17 protein-coding genes and 1 pseudogene are annotated in these 21,814 nt (G+C 63.7%); 3 read left to right on the plus strand and 15 right to left on the minus strand.

All coding sequences use genetic code 11. The features are described 5' to 3' along the window. Position 1: 1 nt before the first annotated feature. Positions 2-328, minus strand: coding sequence for a ferredoxin (gene fdxA / locus AC2W7L_RS03095; protein WP_025776980.1), 327 nt, complete (start codon positions 326-328; stop codon positions 2-4). 190 nt (positions 329-518) lie between these two features. Here fdxA and AC2W7L_RS03100 point away from each other — a divergent pair, with 190 nt between their 5' ends. Then, on the plus strand, positions 519-1,604 hold the full coding sequence (locus AC2W7L_RS03100) for a GNAT family N-acetyltransferase (RefSeq protein WP_486003222.1): 1,086 nt from the start codon (positions 519-521) through the stop codon (positions 1,602-1,604). Positions 1,605-1,702: 98 nt separating this feature from the next. Here the strand turns inward: AC2W7L_RS03100 and AC2W7L_RS03105 are convergent, their stop codons facing one another. The 9 genes from AC2W7L_RS03105 to AC2W7L_RS03145 all read right to left on the minus strand — a co-directional run bounded on the left by AC2W7L_RS03105 (position 1,703) and on the right by AC2W7L_RS03145 (position 13,309). Next, complete coding sequence (locus AC2W7L_RS03105; RefSeq protein WP_486003223.1) at positions 1,703-3,466, minus strand: VanW family protein; 1,764 nt, start codon at positions 3,464-3,466, stop codon at positions 1,703-1,705. 48 nt (positions 3,467-3,514) lie between these two features. Beyond that, entirely contained in the window at positions 3,515-3,718 is a 204-nt protein-coding gene (locus AC2W7L_RS03110; protein ID WP_486003224.1) for a hypothetical protein, read from the minus strand. 5 nt (positions 3,719-3,723) lie between these two features. Next, positions 3,724-4,836: a PIG-L family deacetylase gene (locus AC2W7L_RS03115; protein WP_486003225.1), complete on the minus strand. Its 1,113-nt coding sequence runs from the start codon at positions 4,834-4,836 to the stop codon at positions 3,724-3,726. A 52-nt stretch (positions 4,837-4,888) separates the two neighbouring features. Beyond that, positions 4,889-6,799, minus strand: a complete 1,911-nt coding sequence (gene typA, locus AC2W7L_RS03120) for a translational GTPase TypA (protein ID WP_167195597.1) — start codon at positions 6,797-6,799, stop codon at positions 4,889-4,891. 106 nt (positions 6,800-6,905) lie between these two features. Then, positions 6,906-8,828, minus strand: coding sequence for an ABC transporter ATP-binding protein (locus AC2W7L_RS03125; RefSeq protein WP_486003226.1), 1,923 nt, complete (start codon positions 8,826-8,828; stop codon positions 6,906-6,908). After that, positions 8,828-9,859 carry an ABC transporter permease gene (locus AC2W7L_RS03130; RefSeq protein WP_486003227.1) on the minus strand — a complete coding sequence of 344 codons (1,032 nt, stop codon included), beginning with the start codon at positions 9,857-9,859 and terminating at the stop codon, positions 8,828-8,830. The genes AC2W7L_RS03125 and AC2W7L_RS03130 overlap by 1 nt, the downstream gene beginning before the upstream one ends. Then, complete coding sequence (locus AC2W7L_RS03135; RefSeq protein ID WP_486003228.1) at positions 9,856-11,400, minus strand: ABC transporter permease; 1,545 nt, start codon at positions 11,398-11,400, stop codon at positions 9,856-9,858. Before AC2W7L_RS03135 ends, AC2W7L_RS03130 begins: the two co-directional genes overlap by 4 nt. A gap of 104 nt (positions 11,401-11,504) precedes the next feature. Next, complete coding sequence (locus tag AC2W7L_RS03140; protein ID WP_486003229.1) at positions 11,505-11,969, minus strand: hypothetical protein; 465 nt, start codon at positions 11,967-11,969, stop codon at positions 11,505-11,507. Next, a complete protein-coding gene (locus AC2W7L_RS03145) occupies positions 11,915-13,309 on the minus strand; it encodes an ABC transporter substrate-binding protein (protein WP_486003230.1) in 1,395 nt (464 codons plus the stop codon). The genes AC2W7L_RS03140 and AC2W7L_RS03145 overlap by 55 nt, the downstream gene beginning before the upstream one ends. Positions 13,310-13,568: 259 nt before the next feature. Here AC2W7L_RS03145 and AC2W7L_RS03150 point away from each other — a divergent pair, with 259 nt between their 5' ends. After that, positions 13,569-14,153, plus strand: a complete 585-nt coding sequence (locus AC2W7L_RS03150; RefSeq protein ID WP_167195582.1) for a hypothetical protein — start codon at positions 13,569-13,571, stop codon at positions 14,151-14,153. A gap of 102 nt (positions 14,154-14,255) precedes the next feature. On the opposite strand, the gene AC2W7L_RS03155 is transcribed toward AC2W7L_RS03150, so the two are convergent. The 5 genes from AC2W7L_RS03155 to AC2W7L_RS03175 form a co-directional block, all read right to left on the minus strand. Continuing rightward, complete coding sequence (locus tag AC2W7L_RS03155; protein ID WP_486003231.1) at positions 14,256-14,909, minus strand: MBL fold metallo-hydrolase; 654 nt, start codon at positions 14,907-14,909, stop codon at positions 14,256-14,258. Between the two features lie 49 nt (positions 14,910-14,958). Next, complete coding sequence (locus AC2W7L_RS03160) at positions 14,959-16,029, minus strand: NADH:flavin oxidoreductase/NADH oxidase (protein WP_486003232.1); 1,071 nt, start codon at positions 16,027-16,029, stop codon at positions 14,959-14,961. A gap of 28 nt (positions 16,030-16,057) precedes the next feature. After that, positions 16,058-17,683, minus strand: coding sequence for an SLC13 family permease (locus AC2W7L_RS03165; RefSeq protein WP_486003233.1), 1,626 nt, complete (start codon positions 17,681-17,683; stop codon positions 16,058-16,060). Positions 17,684-17,787: 104 nt separating this feature from the next. Further along, positions 17,788-18,567, minus strand: coding sequence for an alpha/beta fold hydrolase (locus AC2W7L_RS03170; RefSeq protein ID WP_486003234.1), 780 nt, complete (start codon positions 18,565-18,567; stop codon positions 17,788-17,790). A 96-nt stretch (positions 18,568-18,663) separates the two neighbouring features. Continuing rightward, entirely contained in the window at positions 18,664-19,305 is a 642-nt protein-coding gene (locus AC2W7L_RS03175; RefSeq protein WP_167195568.1) for a thymidine kinase, read from the minus strand. Positions 19,306-19,462: 157 nt separating this feature from the next. Between AC2W7L_RS03175 and AC2W7L_RS03180 the strand changes: the two are divergent. After that, positions 19,463-21,690 (plus strand): annotated as a pseudogene (locus tag AC2W7L_RS03180) (NADP-dependent isocitrate dehydrogenase). The last annotated feature ends 124 nt before the right edge of the window (positions 21,691-21,814 follow it).

Here is a 21,814-nt window from a genome sequence, read left to right on the forward strand (position 1 = left end):
TTCAGTCGTCGTGGTTCTGCGGCGGCAGGGCAGAGATGATCGGATGGTCCTTGCCGGTGTTGCCGAGCTTCGCAGCGCCTCCGGGCGAACCGAGGTCGTCGAAGAATTCGACATTGGCTTTGTAGTACTCTTCCCACTCATCGGGCACATCGTCTTCGTAGAAGATGGCTTCGACGGGGCACACAGGCTCGCACGCACCGCAGTCGACGCATTCGTCGGGGTGGATGTACAGGCTGCGTTCGCCTTCGTAGATGCAGTCGACGGGGCATTCGTCGATGCAGGCCTTGTCCTTGAGGTCGACACAGGGCTGGGCGATGATGTACGTCACTGGGCTGACTCCTCGAAAGACTCACAGATGGTGCGCATATACATCCCACAATACGCCTTCGCCGGATTCCCGTGCCCACCGGTCTCAGGTGATTCGCATTGCATCTGACATCACCGCTCACGCCTGCGCCGGTCCGGGATGTGCGTGTCATAGGGTGGGAGGGCATCAATTTCGCGGAGGAAGGCCAGAAGTGGACGATCTGCAGCCCGGCAGACGAGTGGTCGTGCGGTATTCGCTCGAGCCCGGTGACACCCATTCGACGTCCGATGCCCTCGGCGTCGTCACAGCCGTCGACGCGGCGGGGCTCGAAATCGATACGAAGCGCGGTCCGCTGCGCATCGCGCGCGACCAGGTCCTCCTCGTCCATGAGGTCCCCCCGGCCCCGACGAAGGCCGGACGCACGCATGAGGTCGTCTCCGCCGTGGATCTGCGGCGCATCTCCGCTGCCGCCTGGCTCCCCCACGACGTGTCGTGGCTGCACGTGGAGAACCTGCGCAACGAAGGCACCGAGTCGGCCGCCGAGGTCAGCCTGTTGCAGAAGGGCTGGCTGCTGCGTCATTCGGAATCCGCGACCCGCCGCGCCAATTCCTGCCTGCCGGTGACCGATTCCGGTCTGGGCTGGGAGCAGGGCCTCGACGCCGTCGAAGAGTGGTACCGGACCCGCAACAGGCCCAGTCGCATTCAGATCTATTCGGCCGACGATTCCTCGGCGCTGGCGCCCGAATGCGAGGGGCTCGCTCCCCTTCTCTCTGCTCGCGGCTACACCCCATCGGAGGCCACCCTGCTGCTCACCGGCGCCACGGTCGAAGCGTCCGGCGGCGCGTCCTCCCCCGCCGAGGCGGCCGCTCCCGGACTCATCATCGACGTTGCCGATGCGCCGACTTCCGAGCATTTCGCCGCGTGGACGTCCCAGCGCAGCCCCGGTGAGGAACCGGGTTCGGCAGAGGCGTTCCGTACGCTCATCGAAGCCGATCAGCCGTGTGAGTTCGTCACCGCGTACGCCGAGCATCCCGATGGCTCGAAGTCCATGGTGGCGGCGTGCAGGGTCGTCGAACGCAGCAAGTGGGGTGTTATCACCAACCTCATCACTCGCCCCGATCTGCGGCGTCGCGGTGCCGGTCGTTCGGTGGTCTCTGCCGCGGCGGCGCTGCTTGCGCAGCGCGGAGTCCGGTCCTACCTCGTCGATATCGAGTCGAGCAATGACGCGTCGCTGGGTCTCTTCGCCTCTGTCGGTGCGACTGTGCGTCACCGGTCCTGGTACGCCGAAGCCCGCTGACCGGCAGCTGTCGGCTCCGCACCGACTGGGCGCGGCCCCGTCGGAGAGAGCTCGACACTGCCGCCGCGCTCAGACGGGTGCACTCGATCGAAGTGGGCTCAGTCCTTGCACTCGACCTTTTTCACCGGCCGGTAGACCGTGGTGAAGCCGTCCTTCGTGGTCTTGCCCGAAGCGATGTCCTTCATGGTACGGGTGATGCGGATCGACCAGCCGCCCTTCGGTGACTGCGGAGTGCATGACGGCCCGCTTTCGGTGACCGATCCCGGTGAGGTGTGGTTGAACCGGTCCGAGGCGTCGGCCGACACATCGTACTTCTTGACGCCGAAGACTTTCGCGTGGACCTCTCCGTCCTTGAGGTACATGTCGAGGACGACCGGGGTCTTCGAGTTGTTCGTGAACTTCATATCGATCGAGGACCAGTCGAGAGTCGACTCCCGCCCTTCCGGGTAGCGGGAGATATAACGCGAGTGAGCTTGATGCTCGTCGAGGTCGAAGCCGGCGAAGAACGCAGCATTGAACAGCGTCGTCGACACCTGCGAAACTCCGCCGCCGTAGTCCTCCTTCATCTGCCCTTCGGAGATCACTCCGGCAGGTTTGTAGCCGTTCGCGGCGGTGCGCTGGCCCAGAGCCTCATTGAGGGAGAACTGCTCCCCGGGCTGGACGACGGTGCCGGAGACCTTCTTCGACGCCACCCGCAGGTTGGTGTCTCGGCCGGGTTCCGATTTGTACCCGGTGGAGAAGTGAGACACGGTGTCAGAGACATCGGCCTTCTCCGCGTCCTTCGTCGTGAATTCGGGTTTGACGGAGGACAACGTGACTGTCGGCTTGTCCTCCTTGCCGTTGATGGCATCGGTGACTGCGGTGGTCAGCTCCTTGGCCTTGATCCCGATTCCGTCGCGGGAGGGAACGACTTCGGGTTTGCCGTCCTTGATCTCGAAGCTCGCGTCTTCGGCCGGCCGACCGATGTCCTTGTTCGCGGCCAGCACGGACTTCTGCAGAGCGTCCTGGTCGAAGACCGGTTTGAGTTTCGAGTCCTCGGCCTTGAATGTCAGAGTCTTCGCGACGGTCTTCGGGGATACGGTGAGGTCACCGCCCTTGACCTCGGAGTCCGCGTCCTTCGCCGGTTTCGCGGTGATCGTGAGATCCTTGCTCACGGCATCCTTCGCGAAGCCGTCGGCCATGTCTTCGGCTTCGTCCGTGGTGATATCGGGATCGACGCTCGTCGGGCTGACCGGCAGAGCATCCTCGGTGCGCAGCCAATTCTCGTCCACGGCGGTGCGCACGGCCGCGGAGTCGACGGTCTGGCCCTTCTTGCCGTCCTTGACCTTCGGTATGGTCTTGTCGTACTCGAGTTCGGCGTCCTTGGGTTCGACGGCAAGAGATTCCGTGACCTTCGACGTCTCCTTGTCGAACTTCTCCTCATCGACCTCGATGACGGGATCGACCTCGTCTTCGCCGAACAGGCGGTCCCAGATGACGGTGGGGTCGAGGCTGAAGCCGGTGAGGCGCTCTACTGTCGCTTCCGAATCGAAGGTGATTCCGGCCTTCTCCGGGTTGAGCTTCGCCGTCGGTTCTCCGGCTTTCAGGACGATGTTCTTCTCCGCATCGCCGCGCAGGTCGTTGCGCAGGGTGTTCTCGGCCTCCGTCGCGGACTTGCCGCCGATGTCGATTCCGGCCACGGTCGTCCCCGGCGCCAGCATACGTCCGCTGAAGAATCCGATCACCACGTAGATGGCGGCCAGCACGACGACTGCCAGGAGGACGATGAAGGGCCAGATCGTCTTCTTCCGGGCACCGCTGCCGGACGGGTCGGGCCCGCCGGGGTTCGAGGTTCCATCGGACAAGGTATTGGTCGGCATCATTCTCCCGAGGGTGTCGATAACGACTTATTCGGTGCGGTTCGCACGAGTCTAGCGAGTGCGATCGTGTCCGCGCACGTTGATGAAGGAGAAGACAGCGGCCAGGACCATCGGTCCGAGCAGCCACACAACCGAACGCAGCAGTCCGGTGACGATCATATCGGCCCCGGGCAGCCACGTCGGCTGACCGAAGACGAAGGACAACGCGGCGATGATGACAGCCGCGACCAGCATCGGAGCGCTGCTGCGGTACATCGTCTTCAGATGCCAGAGTCCCGCGGCCGCCAGGGCCAGGGCCAGGACGAGCCCCCACGGCAGGATGATCGGGGTCTCACCGAGGTTGATGACCGTGACGTTGAGATGCTGCATGGTGCCGAGGAACGCGATGAGCAATCCGAGCACAGCTGAGTGGAGATAGGCGAAGATCCCGGGTTTGCGCGGTTCACGACGACGTCGCAGAGGCGCGGCCGCTGCCGCATTCTCCTGCGTCTCCACTGCTGCGATGTCGAGACCGGTGAGCACGTGCGGGGCCGGTCCGGCGCTGAGGATCTCGGGCGGGATCGCGGTCCGGCGCCGATGGAGAAGAATTCGCGGTGGCCGATCCTCTGACCGACGCTGTTGGACAGAGCGAAGAAGTCGCCGGACACGCTCACCTGGGTGCGGTGGGCCTCCAGGGCTGCCCGTTTCGCCGGCAGCACCGCAGTGATGTCCTGATCGATGACGATCTGACCGACCGGAGGTTTGGCCGGGATCGTTTCGGCTGCGGCGAAACCGGTCTCAGCGAAACCGTTCTGGTTCGGGTCGAACGAACGGCGGGCCACCTCGGTGGGGGTGTCGACATAGAGGAGCCGACCGGTCCGCCATTCGGCGAGATCGAAGGCCATCGTCGTGGCCTCATGCACCCGAACATGGTCCGGGTGACCGTATCCCCCATTGGCGGCGTAGGTGATGACCGCGTGCGGTTCGAAGGCATCGATGACGGCGGCGATATGCCTGGCCACCGTCGTGACATCGGTCGCGCACAGGGCATTGTCGCTCATCGACGAAGCCGGCCGGGCGTGCCCGTCCGGTCCCCATTCCATTCCCGAATCCTCGAAGGTTCGGGTGGTCCCGCCGAGGAAGGTGTGCATGCGCGCCCCGAGCGCACGCATCGCCTCGGCGATCTCCTGCTCCCGGACCCGGGCGAGACCGGGGCGGTCGCCTTCGAGCTGCTTCAGGTCTGCGGGGATGACCTCGCCGCCCTCACCTCGGGTGGCGGTGAGCACCATGACCTCGGCACCTTCGGAGACCAATGCTGCGATCGTGCCGCCCGTCGTGATCGTCTCATCGTCGGGATGAGCGTGCACGAGGAGGACGCGTGGCGTAACAGTCATTGGTTCCTGGGTGCTCGAGGTCATTCGGTGCTGCCGGGTCCGGGGGTCCGGCTCAGGCGTTCTGGCGGCGCAGCTTCGCGTAGAGCTTTGCGCGTTCCTTCTGATCGAGTTCGACCTTGCGGATGCGGATGGCACCCGGGGTGACCTCGACGCATTCGTCCTCACGGGCGAATTCGAGGCTCTCCTCGAGGGTCAGCTTGCGCGGCGGGGTGAGGTTCTCGAAGCTGTCAGCCGATGCCGAACGCATGTTCGTCAGCTTCTTCTCTTTCGTGATGTTGACGTCCATGTCGTCGGCGCGCGAGTTCTCGCCGACGATCTGGCCCTCGTAGACCTCGGAGGTTGGTTCGACGAAGAAGGTTCCGCGGTCCTGCAGGTTGATCATCGCGTACGGAGTCACTGCTCCGGCACGGTCGGCCACGAGAGATCCGTTGATGCGGAACTCGATGTTGCCGGCCCACGGTCCGTATCCGGCCGAGATCGTGTTCGCGATTCCGGTGCCGCGGGTCTCGGTGAGGAACCGTGTGCGGAAGCCGATGAGGCCGCGGGCGGGAACTTTGAACTCCATCCGCACCCAGCCGGTGCCGTGGTTCGTCATGGTCGACATGACGCCCTTGCGGGCAGCCAGCAGCTGGGTCACGGCGCCGAGGTAGTCCTCCGGAACGTCGATCGTGAGCTCTTCGAAGGGCTCGTGGACCTTGCCGTCGACCTGCTTGGTCACGACCTGGGGTTTGCCGACCGTGAGTTCGAATCCCTCACGGCGCATCTGCTCGACGAGAATGGCCAGAGCCAGCTCACCGCGACCCTGGACCTCCCAGGCGTCGGGACGTTCGGTCGGGACGACCTTGAGGGACACGTTGCCGACGAGCTCCTGGTCGAGGCGGTCCTTGACCATACGAGCGGTGACTTTCGTATTCTTCTCACGGCCGGCCAGCGGGGAGGTGTTGATGCCGATCGTCATCGAGATCGCCGGATCGTCGATGATGATCGCCGGCATCGGCTTCGGGGTGTTGATGTCGGTGAGCGTGTCACCGATCATGATGTCGGGGATGCCTGCGACGGCGACGATGTCACCGGCCGAAGCCTCCGTGGCGGGCACTCGGTCGAGGCCCTGGGTCTCGAGCAGTTCGGTGATCTTCACCGAGCTGATCTCGTCACCGCGAGCCCACGCGACCTGCTGGCCCTTCTTCAGCGTGCCGCCGAAGATGCGCAGCAGCGCCAGACGGCCGAGGAACGGCGAGGCGTCGAGGTTCGTGACATGGGCCTGGAGGATGCCGTCGGAGTTGATCTCCGGTGCCGGAATCGTCTCGAGGATCGTCTTGAACAGCGGCTCGAGGTCGGGGTTGTCCGGGACCGCTCCATCGGCGGGCTGTTCGAGGGAGGCGGCACCTGCCTTCGCTGCGGCGAAGACGACGGGCACGTCGAGGACGGAATCGACGTCGAGGTCCGGGACTTCATCGGCGAGGTCGGAGGCCAGACCCAGGAGCAGGTCCTGAGCTTCCTCGACGACACCGTCGATGCGGGCATCGGCGCGGTCCGTCTTGTTGATCACGAGGATCACGGGCAGCTTCGCAGCCAGCGCCTTGCGCAGGACGAAGCGGGTCTGCGGCAGCGGACCTTCGGAGGCGTCGACGAGGAGGACGACGCCGTCGACCATCGACAGTCCGCGTTCGACCTCTCCGCCGAAGTCGGCGTGGCCCGGGGTGTCGATGACGTTGATGACGATGGGTTCATCGCCGGCGGAGGGCCCGTTGTAGAGGACCGAGGTGTTCTTCGCGAGAATGGTGATTCCCTTCTCGCGTTCGAGGTCGCCTGAATCCATGACGCGTTCGGCGAAGTCGCCGTGTTCGCTGAACACACCGGTCTGCCGGAGCATGGCATCGACCAGAGTGGTCTTGCCGTGGTCGACGTGTGCGACGATTGCTACGTTTCGGCGGTTTTCCCGTCGTGTGATGGCTTCAGTCATCAAGAACCTTTTTGAGATAGAGAGATCGGTCCAGCCCGGACCCAACAGACAATTATACGGCCACCCGCACGCTCTCGCGTGCAGGTGGCCGTCAGCTTGGGCGAAGTCAGGCGTCCATCGTGGCTTCGAGAACCGCGTCCCTGGCCTCCCGACGCTTGCGCTGCTCCTTCGGATCCGGAACCGGAACCGCCGACAGCAGTCGCTGTGTGTACGGGTGGACGGGGTTCGACACGACCTGCGAGGACTTGCCGATCTCGACGAGGTAGCCATGGCGCATGACCGCGATGCGCTCGGCGATGCGCTCGACCACGGCGAGGTCGTGGCTGATGAACAGGCACGCAAAGCCGTATTCCTTCTGCAGACCTTCGAACAGGTCGAGGACCTTCGCCTGCACGGACACGTCAAGCGCCGAGGTCGGCTCATCGGCGATGAGCAGCTTCGGTCGCAGAGTCAGAGCACGGGCGATGCCGATGCGCTGGCGCTGACCGCCGGAGAGCTCATGCGGATAGCGGTTGCGCATGGAGGTCGGCAGTTCGACCGCAGTCAGCAGTTCCTCGACTCGCTTGCTCAGCTGCGGCCCCTTCATCCCCTCATGGAGGTAGAGAGGCTCTCCGATCGACTCCCCGACCGGCAGTCGCGGGTTGAGCGAGGAACCAGGATCCTGGAACACGATTCCGACTTCCTTGCGCAGGGGCCGCATCTGCTTGTTGCTCAGGCCTTTGATGCTCGTGCCGTTGACGACCATGTCGCCTTCGACGGTGGGCAGCAGCCCCAGAGCGGCACGCCCGATCGTCGTCTTACCCGAACCGGACTCCCCCACCAGGCCCACGACTTCGCCGGGAGCGATCATGAGATTGATGTGGTGAGCGGCGCGGAAGGCCTTCTTCCGGCCGATCGCGGGGTACTCGATCGCGGCATCGCGCAGCTGCAGAGCAGAGGGCTTCGAGAAGTCCGCCTGCGAACCGGGATGGTAGTACGTCTCCGTGGAGTCCATCTCGATCTCGGGGCGATCCTGCTCGGTCGCCTGAGCTCGAGCCTCTGCCACGGCCATATCGGCGGCACCGGCCTCGGAGAGACCATCGCCGCCTCCGCCGGTCTCCGACAGTCCGACCGGGTCGTCGGCGTGCGAAGCCTGATCGGAGCTGATATCGCTCAGAGAGGCTTCGACATCGCCGACGCTGCCGCCGAATGCTTCACTGTCGGTTCCCGCGCCGAGGTGGGGCACGGCCTCGAGCAGCTGCTTCGTATACGGGTGCTGCGGGCTGTAGAAGATCTCCTCCGCAGTGCCCGACTCCACCACCTTGCCGGCGCGCATGACGATGATGCGGTCGGCCATGTCCGCCACCACACCCATATCGTGGGTGATGAGGATGATGCCGGCGTCGAGTTTGTGCTTGAGCTCCCGCATGAGCTTGAGGATCTCGGCCTGCACCGTGACGTCGAGCGCCGTGGTCGGCTCATCGGCGATGAGCAGCTTCGGCTGACAGGCGAGAGCCTGCGCGATCATGATGCGCTGACGCTGACCACCCGAGAGCTGGTGCGGGAACGAATGGAACCGGTCCTCCGGATCCGGGATCTCGACGAGCCGCATGAGCTCGAGCGCCCGCTCCTTGGCCTCGTTGGGGCCGATGTCGAGGTGGACGCGCAGCGTCTCCACGATCTGGTAACCGGCGGTGTAGACCGGGTTGAGCGCCGTCATCGGCTCCTGGAAGATCACAGAGATGTCGTTGCCGCGCACCGCCTGCATCTTCTCCGGCGGCATCCCGATGAGCTCACGCCCATTGAGCTTCGCCGAGCCGGTGGCCCGACCATTGGTCGGCAGGAGGCCGAGCAGCGACATGCTCGACTGGGACTTTCCGGAGCCGGATTCGCCGACGATCGCCAGCACCTCGCCGGCGTTGACCGTGTAGTCGAGGTGCTCGGCGGCCATCCACCATTCGTCGCTGACCCAGAACTGGACTCCGAGGTCGTTGACCTCGAGGATCGGGGAGCCCTTCTTCGGCTGGGTCTCTGTCTTCTTCTCAGCCATCACTTGGCCTCCTTCTGTGCCATGCGCTCGGCCTTCTTCATCTTCCTCCAGCTCGGGATGGTCTTCATCCGCGGGTCGAACGCGTCGCGCAGACCGTCGCCGATGAAGTTCACGCACAGAGCGATGACGATGATGAACAGACCGGGCCACCAGAACAGCCACGGGCGCGTGGCGAAGGAGGTCTGGTATTCGCTGATGAGCTGACCGAGCGAGATGCCGGGCGGCTTGATGCCGAAGCCGAGGTAGCTCAGGGAGGCTTCGAGGACGATCGCCTGGCTCATGATCAGTGTCGTGTTGACGATGATGACGCCCATGGCGTTGGGCAGCATGTGCTTGAACATGATCCGGAAGTCGCTGGCCCCGGCCACGCGGGCCGAATCGACGAATTCGCGTTCGCGCAGCGACATAAAGTCACCGCGGACCAGACGTGCGAGGCCGACCCAGAGGATACAGCCCAGTGCCACACCGAGCAGCGGACCGTTCGCTCCGCCGACGAGGACACCGAGGATCGATCCGACCACGATGACCGGGAGGATGACGAAGCCGTCGGTGATGCGCATGAGCACCGAATCGATCCAGCCGCGGTAGTAGCCCGCGAGGGCGCCGACGACCGTGCCGATGATCAGGCACACGATACCGATGATGAACATGACGACGAGGGAGATCTGCGTCCCCTTCATCACTCGGGCGAAGTTGTCACGACCGATCTCGTCCTGCCCGAACGGATGATCGCCGAGCGAGAAGAAGTTCGCAAACGACCAGGTCGGGGCACCTCCGGGGTTGACCACCGGCCCGGAGGCCGTGTGGGTGAACTTCCACCATCCGGGAATGCCCGCGAAGCCCAGCGCACTGAAGGCGAAGACCGCCACGAGCACAAGGACGACGATGGAGATCATCGCACCTTTGTGACGGAGGAACTTGCGCAGGACGATCTTGCCCTGGGACAGTCCTTCGGTCTCTTTCGACTCGATCGCATTGTCCCCGACTTCGTCGAGAGCGAGAGCGTTCGGATTGTCGTTGTTGGTACTCATGCGTTCACTCGGATTCTCGGGTCGAGGACGGCGTAGAGGAAGTCCGCGACCAGGTTGGCGATGATGGCGAGCAGGCCTGTGATCAGGATGTAGGCCATGACCGGGTCGAGCTCTGCCTGCCGCAGCGAGTCGATGAAGAGCTTGCCCATGCCGTTCCAGCCGAAGATCGTCTCCGTGATGACGGCGCCGCCGATCATCGTGATGATGTCGACGGGGATGATCGAGGCCAGCGGCAGCAGCGCATTGCGCAGTGCGTGGCGCATGATCACCGTGCGTTCGTTGAGGCCCTTGGCCCGTGCCGTGCGGATGTAGTCCTGCCCCATGACCTCGAGCATCGAACCGCGGGTGTAGCGGGTGTACGAGGCGAAGGAGATGAGGACCAGAGCGATCGACGGCAGCAGGAGGTGGGTGAACGAGTCGAGGTTCGTGATCCAGAAGTCACCGTCGATGTTCGGTGCGGAAGCGCCGATCGTCGCGATCGGGCGATTGTTGATGGCCGGGTCGTCCGAATACTCCTGCCAACCCTGCAGCACGCGGTCGGCGAAGATGAGCACGGCCACGATGATGGCGGTGAAGCTCGTCGTGCGTGCGGTGTCCCAGGGATCCGGTCCCCGGAATGCCAGTCCGACGCCGATGGCGACCGCGATCGCCACGATGAAGAGCCCGAACATCCACAGCCAGTTCATTTCGACGTAGTAGAAGAGATTCATCAGCGGCCAGTAGAGCAGCGCGCCGATGACGACTGTCGTCAGCGAGGCATAGAGCACGCGGCGGTTCTTCAGGCCAGTCGACAGGTACGTCATGACGATGGCCGCGCCGACGCCGATGACGACCACGCCGAGGAGGCCGATGGTCGGCTGCTGCATCCAGCCGCTGGCGAGGATGTAGTAGATGGTGCCGAAGGTGATGAGCGCGGCAGCGGCGAAGGTGATGGCTCGACGCTTCGCGCTGCCTCCGAGCGCACCCATCCAGAACAGGCCCATGGCCACACAGCCGATGATGATCGGCCACCAGGATTCCAGGGTCGGATCGTTGATGAAGTTGTTGATGTCGATCGCACCGTACTGCTTGAGCAGCACCGCCACCCAGAAGACGGGCAGCGAGTAGAGGAGGAAGGAGACGAAGGTGATGAAGTAGTCGAAGCCCGAGTACTGGCGGATGGCCGAGATCATGCCCACGGCGATGCCGAGGATGATGGCCACGATCGTCGAGGCGGTGATGAGCTTGATCGTGTTGATGATCGCGCCCTGCAGCTGTTCGGTGACTTCCTGGCCGGACTTCCAGGCGATGCCGAAGTCACATTGGCCGATGGCGCAGCCGCCGACGCCCGCCAACCACTTGAAGTAGCGGACGACTGCGGGAGTGTCGAGGTCGAGGAGTCGTCGACGCGACTCGTAGAGGGCCTCGATATTCGGTGAGGTGCTCGCGCGCAGGTCCCAGAAGAAGTCGAGCGCGACGTTGAGGAGCAGGTAGAGGACGAAGGTGACGACGAGGAGTACGAGCGCCGTCGACAGCAGTCGTCGGAGGATGAATCTGATCATGATGAGGGTTCCGTTTCAATCTTCCGAAAACGCCGCTGTGGGGATCACACAGTGATCCCCACAGAAGGCTTGGGTGGAGAAGAACCGATCGCGCCAGTCGCGAATCAGTTGACTTCCCACTCCCAGTAGTTCCAGAACATCGTCGGCGACACGGACGTCGACTTCACGTTCTTCACGCTGTCACGGTAGATCGTCAGTTCGGGGAACTGGAAGATCGGCGCACCGAATGCGTCCTCGGTCAGCTGCTTCTCCATGTCGATGAGAAGCTCCTGCTGCTCATCTTCCTTGGACACGAGCAGCTTGTCGAGGATCTTGTTCATCTCCTTGCTCGAGTAGCCGCCGTAGTTGTTCTGAGCGCCGGTGCGGAAGTTCGCATCGTTCTCCGTGACTCCGGTGCCTTCGGACTGCCAGCCGAACAGCGAGACATCGTAGGTGCCGTCGCCGAGGCGGGTGCCCCAATTGACGTCTCCGACGTCCTTGATCTTGAAGCCGGCTTTCTCGGCCGATTCCTTGATCAGCTGGAACTCCTGCTGACGACGCGAGTTCGTGTTGTCGTACATGACACGCACGGTCGGAGCGTCGACGCCCGCTTCCTCGAGCAGCTTCTTCGCGGCCGCGACGTCACCATCGGCGCGTCTGCGACGCCGTTGACCTTGGTGATCGCGTCGTACATCGGCGAGCCGGGAACCTGCGAGTACGAATCGCGGGTGACGGCCTTGTCGTTGAGAGGCTTGATGATCTTCTCGACGATGTCCTCACGCGGCAGCGCCTTGAGGAACGCCTGACGGACCTTCTTCGCCGTCTCCTCGTCGCCACCGTGGGCAGCCGGGTCGAAGGGACCCTTGTTGTTGAAGGTGAAGTCGACGTGCTCGTAGGTCGCACCATCGGCGGCGTCGACCGTGACGCCGTCGATCTTCTCGGCTGCGGAGAGGACGTCAGCGGTCGCCTGCGGCTGAGTCATGTCGACTTCGCCGTTCTCGATCGCCTGGATCATGGCCATCGGGTCACCGTTGTAGCGGACCGTGACGGTCTTGACCTTCGGCTTCACCGGCCCGGTGTAGTTGTCGTCGAGTTCGAGGGTGACGTACTGTCCCTCTTCGAACTTCGTCATCTTGTACGGACCGTTGTGGACCAGCAGGTCCTTGTCCTTCGGCATCGACGTGAAGTCGAACCCGGTGTTCCAGGTGTTCGAAATCTTCGACAGGGCTTCGGTGTCCTTGTCCTTGATGGCCTTGAGGATCGCGTCCTTGCCCTTCTGGGCGTCATCGATTCCGAGCGCCTTCTTCGCCACGATATGGGCGGGCACACCGACGCCGTCGGCACCGGTGCCGAACTCGGTCTGCCAGTCAGCGTAGGGCTTCGAGTATTCGAGGGTGATCTCCTTCCCGTCTTCGGAGATCTCGGGGAACTTCTTGACCAGAGCCGAACCGGCGGTCGAGGAGTCGAAGTAGACGGTCTTCGCGTCGTTCTTCTTCACCGTTCCGTCGTCGTTGTTGTTGGATTCGACGGTGTTGAAGTTCGCCGAGGTGCCAGCCCAGGTCAGCGCCAGGTCAGCAGCGTCGACGGGGGTGCCGTCGGACCACTTGGCATCGTCGTTGAAGGTGTACTTGACCTTGAGCGGATCTTCCGAAACCTGCTCGACCTTGCCGAGCGCGCCTTCCTGAACCTCCAGGTTGTCGTCGTAGTACCCGAAGTTGTCATTCATCATGTAAGTGAGAATGGCGTTCGACGTCGCGTTGCCGTTTGCGGTCAGCGTGTTCATCGAACGGAAGGATTCGTTCCAACCGATGTTGACGGCGGTGTCATTCGATGCTTCATCGTCACTGCCTCCGCCAGGGGGTGTGCAGGCGGTGAGCACCATTGCAGCGGCAGCCACAGAGGCACCGGCCGCGAGGAAGCGTTTGTTCACGTTCTCTCCTTGTTGTTCTAGGGCGAGTCACCCTCGTTCTTACACTCCCAGACCGGAGTGCATTCCGGTCACATGCAGCGGGTCGGCAGAGACCGAAGCGCTTGTGACCGCGTTCATGCTTTTCACATGGATTGCATCAAAGTTAATTCACGGGCGACTGTGACGGAGTCCACATAATGAGCAAATTTCCGAATCGTTACCGTTTCGAGACCAAGAAAACAGGCAACTTTTGTTCAGTCTCAATGGATAGGATGATCAGGTGGCTGACAGTGAGATAGATCGCAATGAAACCGAGCCGACCGTCGTGCGGACGACGAGTTCGACGGCCCTCTTCTTCATCGTCGGCGGCCTCTGTGCCTTCGGTGTGCTCTCGATCGTGTTCGGCGATTTCACCCTGCGTGGTCTGGCCGCTGCGGGTATCCCGCTGGCCGTCGGCACCTTGGTCTTCGTCTTCTATCGCTATCCCCGTGTCGAGCTGCACAGACAGCAGCTCGTCCTGGTCAACCCTCTGCAGACCGTGACGATCCCGTGGAATCTCGTCGACGGCTTCGAGACGCACTTCGGTCTGAGTGTGCGCACTCATGAGAAGAAGTTCGCCTCATGGCCGCTGGCCGGCAAGGGCAAGAAATGGGAGAAGGATGAACAGGGCAGGCGTCAGCTCGTCGAGGATCCGAGCCCGGCCGTCGATGCCGTGCTCGATCGCTATGCGGCGCTCAGCGACGCAGAGCTGGCCAACCCCAGCGGACAGCGTGTCATCGAGACGAGGTGGAACATCGGCATCATCGCCGTGGGTCTGCTCTCCATCGTCTGGGCGCTCATCGGCTTCGCTGCGCTGCCGAGCTGAGCAACGCGCCGAGCGTTTTCGCCCTCCGCTGAGCCCTTGCCCTCTGCTGAGCTGAGGACGGAATCGCGGCCACCAGCCTGTGAGGTGACGGCGGGGCGTCGGTCACCAGCCGCGTTCGCGCCACTCCCCCAGTTTCGGGCGTTCCTCACCCAGGGTCGTCGAGGCCCCGTGCCCGGGCAGCACGAGCGTGTCGTCCGGAAGCTCGCCGAAGACACGGTCCTCGAGGTCGTCCATGAGAGAGGTGAAGTCCTCGGTCGACCAGGTCTTGCCCGGTCCGCCCGGGAACAGCGAATCCCCGGAGAACAGGATCGTCCTGCCCCCGTCGCGCAGTAGCAGCGCGATCGAGCCGGCAGTATGGCCGCGCAGTGCGATGGCCTGGAGGACGAATCCGCCGAAATCTCCGACGTCGAGGTGATCGACGGAGTGCGCGATCTCGACTCCTTCCGCCTCGGTGATGGCGGCCGCGTCCGCGGCACCGGCGATGGTCATCGCCTCCGGATAGTTCGCCGAGGTGGCCGGCAGCGCTCGAATATGATCCCAATGCCGGTGGGTGGTGATGATCGCCCGCAGCGTCGGTTCGGCCTCCGTGTCCTCGGCTCCGGAGGCGACGAGCTCCGTGATCGCCTCGGCATCGTCTGCGGCATCGATGAGCACCTGGGAGCCTGTCTCCTTAGCTGTCAGCAGGTAGACGTTGTTCGCCATATCGGAGACCGCGATAGAGCGGATGATGACGTGTTCGGTTTCGATCGTGTTCATGTCCATACTCCTCAATCTGTGCTGATATTGCCGACGGTTCAGTGACGGGTCACCAGGCGCCGCGGGTGTACTGCGGCGGATAGGGTCCGGGTTCGACTCCGAGGACGTGGGCGGCGCGCTGCGGCCACGAGGGTTCGCGCAGAGCGGCTCGAGCCATGAAGATCGCGTCGGCCTGTCCCGAGCTGAGGATCGTCTCGGCCTGCTTGGGGTCGGTGATGAGTCCGACGGCGCCGGTCGGGACGCCTTCTGCGCGGATCGCCGCGGCCAGGGACACCTGGTAGCCGGGACCGATGGGAATCCGCACCGGGTAGTTGCCGCCCGAGGAGACGTCGATGAGGTCGACTCCGGCCTCTGAGAGCGCACGGCTGACCTCGGCTGCTTCGGCGACGTCGAAACCGCCGTCGGTCCATTCGCTTGCCGAGATCCGCACGAACACCGGCACCTCGTCACCGACTTCGGCGCGCACGGCCGCATAGACCTCGTGGAGCAGTCGGGATCGACCGGCGAGGTCTCCGCCGTATTCGTCGCTGCGCTGGTTCGACAGCGGCGAGAGGAAGGAATGGAGCAGGTAGCCGTGGGCGGCATGGAGTTCGACGAGGTCGAACCCGGCGTCGATCGCACGGCGGGCTGCCGCGGCGAAGGCGGCGATCACCTCGGCGATATCGTCCTTCGTCATCTCAGCTGGTTCGGCGAGCTTCGGATAGGCGATGGGGCTGGCGCCGAGTGTCGGCCATCCTCCATCGGATTCGGGGACGCTGCCCTTCGGCTCACCTGTGAAGGGGCGATAGGTGCTGGCCTTGCGGCCGGCGTGGGCGAGCTGGATGCCGATGACGCTGCCCTGGGAATGGACGAAGTCGACGACCGCCGACCATGATTCGGCCTGATCGTCGTTCCAGATCCCAGCGTCCTGCGGTGAGATGCGTCCTTCGGGTACGACTGCGGAGGCTTCCGTGAGGATGAGCCCGAATCCGCCCTGCGCTCGGGCACCGAGGTGGACGAGATGCCAAGGGCCGGGCATTCCGTCTTCGGCTTCGCAGGAGTACTGGCACATCGGTGCCAGCCAGATGCGATTGGGAATCTCGGTGCCACGCAGGGTCAGCGGTTCGAACAGCTCAGTCATGCCATCAGTCTGCCAGTTCCCTCCGCCCTCAGGCAGCGATCCCGAATACCGGAACGGCGAGGAGGTACACGGTGGCGGTGATGAGGACGATGCCGATGACGTTGAGCCACAGTCCGCCCTTGACCATCTGTGCCACGGTGACATAGCCGGAGCCGAAGGCCACCGCATTGGGCGGGGTCGCCACCGGCAACATGAACGCGCATGTCGCGGCCAGGGCGACGGGAATCGTCAGCAGCAGCGGGTCCAGGTTCAGTCCCATGGCAACTCCCCCGACGACGGGGACGAAAGTTGCGGCCGTCGCGGTGTTCGAGGTCAGCTCGGTGAGGAAGAGGATGATAGCGGCGAAGATGGCGACGACGAGGACCGTCGGCAGAACGCCGAGGCCGCTCGTTGTCGTACCGATCCATTCGGTCAGTCCCGATTCGGAGAACTGAGCCGAAAGTGCGAGCCCGCCGCCGAAGAGCAGGAGGACTCCCCACGGCAGCTTCTCTGCGGTGTCCCAGTCGAGGAGGCGCACGCCGCGGTTCGCCCCACCGGGGATGAGGAAGAGCAGGAGGCCCACGGCCATGGCGATGCCTTCGTCGCTGATCGGCGGTTCCTCGAAGATCAGCGGCAGTGAGATCCAGCTGACGGCCGCGAGGACGAACATCGCGAGCACGAGCTTCTCACCGGTGGACATGGGGCCGAGTTTGGCCAGTTCCTCACGGATGAGTTCACGTCCGCCGGGAATCCTGTCGATCTCCGGTTTGAACAGCACCTTGACCAGCAGGAACCAAGCGATGGCCATCATCACCACTGCCAGAGGCACGCCGACGATCATCCATTGGCCGAAGCCGATGGAGATGTCGTGGTTGTCCTTGAGATAGCCGACGAGAAAGAGGTTGGGAGGAGTGCCGATGATGGTGCCCAGCGACCCGATCGATGCCGAGTAGGCGATGCCGAGCATGAGAGCGGTGCCGAAGTTCGATTTCACGACGGCACCGATGCCGGTGTCATCGCCGCCGTCGTTCGGGCTCCCGGCTGCACCTTCGGCGCGGTCCGCTGCTCCCTCGTCCTGGTCAGTGGCGTCGGCCAGGGCCGAGCCCATGACCTTCGACACGATCATGAGCACCGACATTCCGATCGGCAGCATCATCACCGCGGTCGCCGTGTTCGAGACCCACATCGAGATGAAGCCGGTGGCGATCATGAAGCCGGCGATCATCGGTCCCGGCCGATCGCCCATGATGCTCAGCGTCACGAGTGCGATGCGACGGTGCAGATTCCACCGCTGCATGGCCAGGGCGATGAGGAAGCCGCCGAGGAAGAGGAAGATGATCGGGTTTCCATAGGTAGCGCCGACCGTCTCCATCTCGACGTCCGTGCCGAGCACGGGGAACGCCACCAGCGGGACGAGCGACGTCGCTGCGATCGGCAGCGCTTCCGTCATCCACCAGGCCGCCATGAGCACCGCGACCGCTGCGGTCAGTTTGGCATCGTGCCCGACATCGGCCGGCATGATCGCATAGATCAGGGTGGAGAAGATGAGCCCGAGCAGGAATCCGGTCCACCGGATTCGCAGAGTGGTGTGGCTGATGCCGGGTTCTCGTTCCCCGGGAGAGCGCAGATCGACCTCGGTGGATGTGAACTCGGCGGAATTCGGGCGCGGGGACATTCTCACTCCTCATCGAGCAGGTGTGCCTGTGCTTTCGCACAGCCTACTCCAGATGCGGTCGCCCCATCGAGAGAGTCGCCATTGTCCGATGGCCGCCAGCGTTCCTAGAGCTGGCCGCAGAACTCCTGGATGTGGTCGACGACGATCTCGGGGTGTTCGACCATCAGCAGGTGCGCGGAATCCGGGACCGTGACGAAGTGTGCGCCCTCGATCTGTTCGGCCATCTCCGACATCGCCTCCGGGGTGCAACCGGGATCCTGGGCACCGGCCATGACCAGAGTCGGGGTGCTGATCGAACCGAGCTTGCCGCTCACGTCGTAGGTCTTCAGCGCCGAGGCTGCCGCGATATAGGCCTCGTCATCGACCAGTGCGAGGTCGGACAGGACGAGATGACCGGTGGCGATGTCCTCGCCGAGGAATCCGGCGGCGAACCAGCGATCGGCGGTGTCATCGACGAGGCTCCCTGTGCCGTCGGAGCGGACTTCGCCGATGCGTTCGTCCCAGGCGTCCGGGGTGCCGAACTTCTCGGCCGTCGCACAGGCGACGAGTCCGGTGAGTTTTTCGGGATGGTTGAGCGCAAGGGTCAGACCGACGGCGCCGGAGATCGAGACTCCGCAGTAGACGAAGGACTCCACACCGAGCTCGGCGAGGGACTCGACGACACCGGAAGCCAGCTGTTCGATCGTCACCGGTGCGGCCGCCTCGGCGAGGGAATCACCGGCGGGGACGGTGTGTCCGGGAAGGTCGGTGAGGTAGATCTGGAAATCGTCGGTCAGGCGTGCGGCGACGGACGTCCACAGGGGCATCCGGGTGCCCAGAGCGTTGCCGAAGACGAGGACGGGAGAACCGGGATTGTCGTTGAAGGCACGGACGGCGATGCGCATGGAGGCTCCTTGAGAACTGAAGGTGCGAGAGAATTTCGACTGGTGACGACGTGAGGTGACGAACTGGATTCGACGGGGAAGCTGAGTCGGTATCGGTCAGGAGTCTGTCGTTGAAAGCCTACCGCCGGAATACTCGAGATAACAGCTCGGGCACAGTGACTCATAGGTCACGGAATTGCCGTCGATGGCGACCTGATCACCGTCGAAGATGAACTGTCCGTCGACGAGGCGGCCGTTGAACATGGCCTTGCGACCGCAGCGGCAGATCGTCTTGAGCTCTTCGAGAGTGTGGGCGATCTCGAGCAGTCGAGCCGAACCGGGGAACGCCTTCGTCTGGAAGTCCGTGCGGATTCCGTAGCACATCACCGGCACTGAGGAGGCGGTCGCGATCCGCATGAGCGAATCCACTTGGACGGGGCTGAGGAACTGCGCTTCGTCGATGAGCAGGCACGCGACGGGGATCTTCGGGGCATCGATGGACTCGATGAGCGCATCGTGATCGACATAGTCCGCATGTTCGGCATAGATCCGCTCGACGTCGCCGTCGGCGGGAATGACGAAGTCGACCTCGCGGGTGACGCCCAAACGGGACACGATCTGCGATGCCCCCTTGGTGTCGATCAGGGGTTTGGCCAGCAGAACACGCTGACCGCGTTCCTCATAGTTGAAGGCCGCCTGCAGAAGAGCGGTCGACTTACCGGAATTCATCGCCCCGTACCGGAAGTAGAGTTTGGCCACTGTCGTCCTCTTTCTGTTGTCCGTGCCGACACAGAAGACTACCGGGTGCCACTCATCGATGTGAGCACCATCATCGGCCTGGGCCACCTACCGAAATGGCCCAGAAGGTAGGATGGAGGGCGATAAACCCCAAGAAGATGCGGAGTGGTCCTTAACTATGGCTAAAATCATTTACACGCGCACGGATGAAGCGCCGCTTCTGGCGACGTATTCGCTCAAACCCATCATCGAAGCCTTCGCCACGTCGGCCGGTGTGGAGGTTGAGACTCGAGACATCTCTCTCGCCGCACGCGTGCTGGCCCAGTTCAACGACCGTCTGCCCGAAGACCAGCAGGTCGGCGACGCACTGGCCGAGCTGGGTGATCTTGCCAAGACCCCTGATGCCAACATCATCAAGCTGCCAAACATCTCCGCTTCCGTCCCGCAGCTGAAGGCGACGATCGCCGAACTGCAGTCGCAGGGCTACGACTTGCCTGCCTACCCGGAAGAGCCTTCGACCGATGAGGAGAAGGACGTTCGGGCACGCTACGACAAGGTCAAGGGTTCGGCCGTCAACCCGGTGCTGCGTGAGGGCAACTCCGACCGTCGCGCTCCGCAGGCCGTGAAGAACTTCGCCAAGGCTCACCCGCATTCGATGGGCGAATGGTCGAAGGACTCGAAGACCCGCGTCGCCACCATGGGCTCGGACGACTTCCGCGCCAACGAGAAGTCCGTGATCATCGAGGCCGATGACACCCTGACGATCCGTCTGCGCACCGCAGCCGGTGACACCACGGTTCTCAAGGGGTCCCTGCCCGTCCTCGCCGGCGAGATCGTCGATTCGACGAAGATGAACGCCGCTGCGCTCGACGAATTCGTCAAGGACCAGATCGCCGCCGCCAAGGCCGACGGTGTCCTCTTCTCCGTCCACCTCAAGGCCACGATGATGAAGGTCTCCGACCCCATCCTCTTCGGCAAGGTCATCGAGGCGTTCTTCCCCGAGGTCTTCGCCGAATACGGTGACGTCCTCGCCGAGGCGGGACTGACCTCCGACAACGGACTGGCCGCCATCCTCGCCGGACTCGACACCCTGCCCGCCGATGCGGCTGCCGGGATCAAGGCCGGTATCGAGAAGGGACTGGCCGACGGACCGGACCTGGCCATGGTCAACTCGCACAAGGGCATCACGAACCTCCACGTGCCCTCCGACGTCATCGTCGACGCCTCGATGCCCGCGATGATCCGCGTCGGCGGCAAGATGTGGAACAAGGATGACCAGACCCAGGACACTCTGGCCGTCATCCCCGACTCCTCCTACGCCGGCGTCTACCAGACCGTCATCGAGGACTGCCAGGCCAAGGGCGCCTTCGACCCGCGGACCATGGGCACCGTCCCCACGTCGGTCTCATGGCGCAGAAGGCCGAAGAGTACGGCAGCCACGACAAGACCTTCGAGATCCCGGAGACCGGAACCGTCGAGGTCGTCAACGCTGCCGGCGAGGTGCTCATGAGCCACGAGGTCGCCGCCGGCGACATCTGGCGCGCCTGCCAGACGAAGGACATCCCCGTCCGCGACTGGGTCAAGCTCGCCGTCACCCGTGCCCGCCTGTCCGAGACCCCCGCCGTGTTCTGGCTCGATGAGACCCGCGCCCACGACCGCAACATCAAGTCGAAGGTCGAGGAGTACCTCAAGGACCACGACACCGAGGGGCTGGACATCCGCATCATGAACCCGGTGGAGGCCACTCAGTTCTCCATCGACCGCATCCGTGAGGGCAAGGACACCATCTCGGTGACCGGCAACGTGCTGCGTGACTACAACACGGACCTGTTCCCGATCCTCGAGCTCGGCACCTCGGCGAAGATGCTCTCCGTGGTTCCGCTCATCGCAGGCGGCGGACTGTTCGAGACCGGCGCCGGCGGCTCCGCTCCGAAGCACGTGCAGCAGCTCGTCGAGGAGAACCACCTGCGTTGGGACTCCCTCGGTGAGTTCCTCGCCTTGGCCGAATCCTTCCGCCACGAGTTCAACGTCCACGGAAACGAGCGGGCCGGCGTGCTGGCCGACACCCTCGATGCCGCGACCGGCAAGTTCCTCGAAGAGAACAAGTCGCCGTCGCGCAAGGTCGGCGAGATCGACAACCGCGGCAGCCACTTCTACCTCACCCTCTACTGGGCGCAGGAACTGGCCGCGCAGACCTCGGACGAAGCTCTGGCCGAGGCCATCGCGCCTGTAGCGAAGGCGCTGACCGAGAAGGAGGACGCCATTGTGGCCGAACTCCTCGAGGTTCAGGGCAGCCCGGTCGACCTGGGTGGCTACTACTACCCGAACGACGAGAAGACCGAAGCCGCCATGCGTCCTTCGGCCACGCTCAATGAGATCATCTCCTCGCTGAGCAAGACCGTCTGATCAACCGTCAGACAGATGTCTGATCGACTGTCTGATCGACTGTCTGATCGACATCATCTGAGGACGAGCCCCGGCAGCTGCCGGGGCTCGTCTGCTCTCTGCAATCACTCTTTCCCTGTTCCCG

The organism is Brevibacterium sp. LAARM3_SD1, from assembly GCF_057364765.1.

What these genes read in the sequence shown, in the direction of transcription:
- AC2W7L_RS03135 (WP_486003228.1), bottom strand. Translation starts at nt 11,400, where the DNA reads ATGATCAGATTCATCCTCCGACGACTGCTGTCGACGGCGCTCGTACTC.
- AC2W7L_RS03125 (WP_486003226.1), bottom strand. Translation starts at nt 8,828, where the DNA reads ATGGCTGAGAAGAAGACAGAGACCCAGCCGAAGAAGGGCTCCCCGATC.
- AC2W7L_RS03115 (WP_486003225.1), bottom strand. Translation starts at nt 4,836, where the DNA reads ATGACTGTTACGCCACGCGTCCTCCTCGTGCACGCTCATCCCGACGAT.
- AC2W7L_RS03105 (WP_486003223.1), bottom strand. Translation starts at nt 3,466, where the DNA reads ATGATGCCGACCAATACCTTGTCCGATGGAACCTCGAACCCCGGCGGG.
- AC2W7L_RS03170 (WP_486003234.1), bottom strand. Translation starts at nt 18,567, where the DNA reads ATGCGCATCGCCGTCCGTGCCTTCAACGACAATCCCGGTTCTCCCGTC.
- AC2W7L_RS03165 (WP_486003233.1), bottom strand. Translation starts at nt 17,683, where the DNA reads ATGTCCCCGCGCCCGAATTCCGCCGAGTTCACATCCACCGAGGTCGAT.
- AC2W7L_RS03155 (WP_486003231.1), bottom strand. Translation starts at nt 14,909, where the DNA reads ATGAACACGATCGAAACCGAACACGTCATCATCCGCTCTATCGCGGTC.
- AC2W7L_RS03160 (WP_486003232.1), bottom strand. Translation starts at nt 16,029, where the DNA reads ATGACTGAGCTGTTCGAACCGCTGACCCTGCGTGGCACCGAGATTCCC.
- AC2W7L_RS03130 (WP_486003227.1), bottom strand. Translation starts at nt 9,859, where the DNA reads ATGAGTACCAACAACGACAATCCGAACGCTCTCGCTCTCGACGAAGTC.
- AC2W7L_RS03110 (WP_486003224.1), bottom strand. Translation starts at nt 3,718, where the DNA reads ATGTACCGCAGCAGCGCTCCGATGCTGGTCGCGGCTGTCATCATCGCC.
- typA (WP_167195597.1), bottom strand. Translation starts at nt 6,799, where the DNA reads ATGACTGAAGCCATCACACGACGGGAAAACCGCCGAAACGTAGCAATC.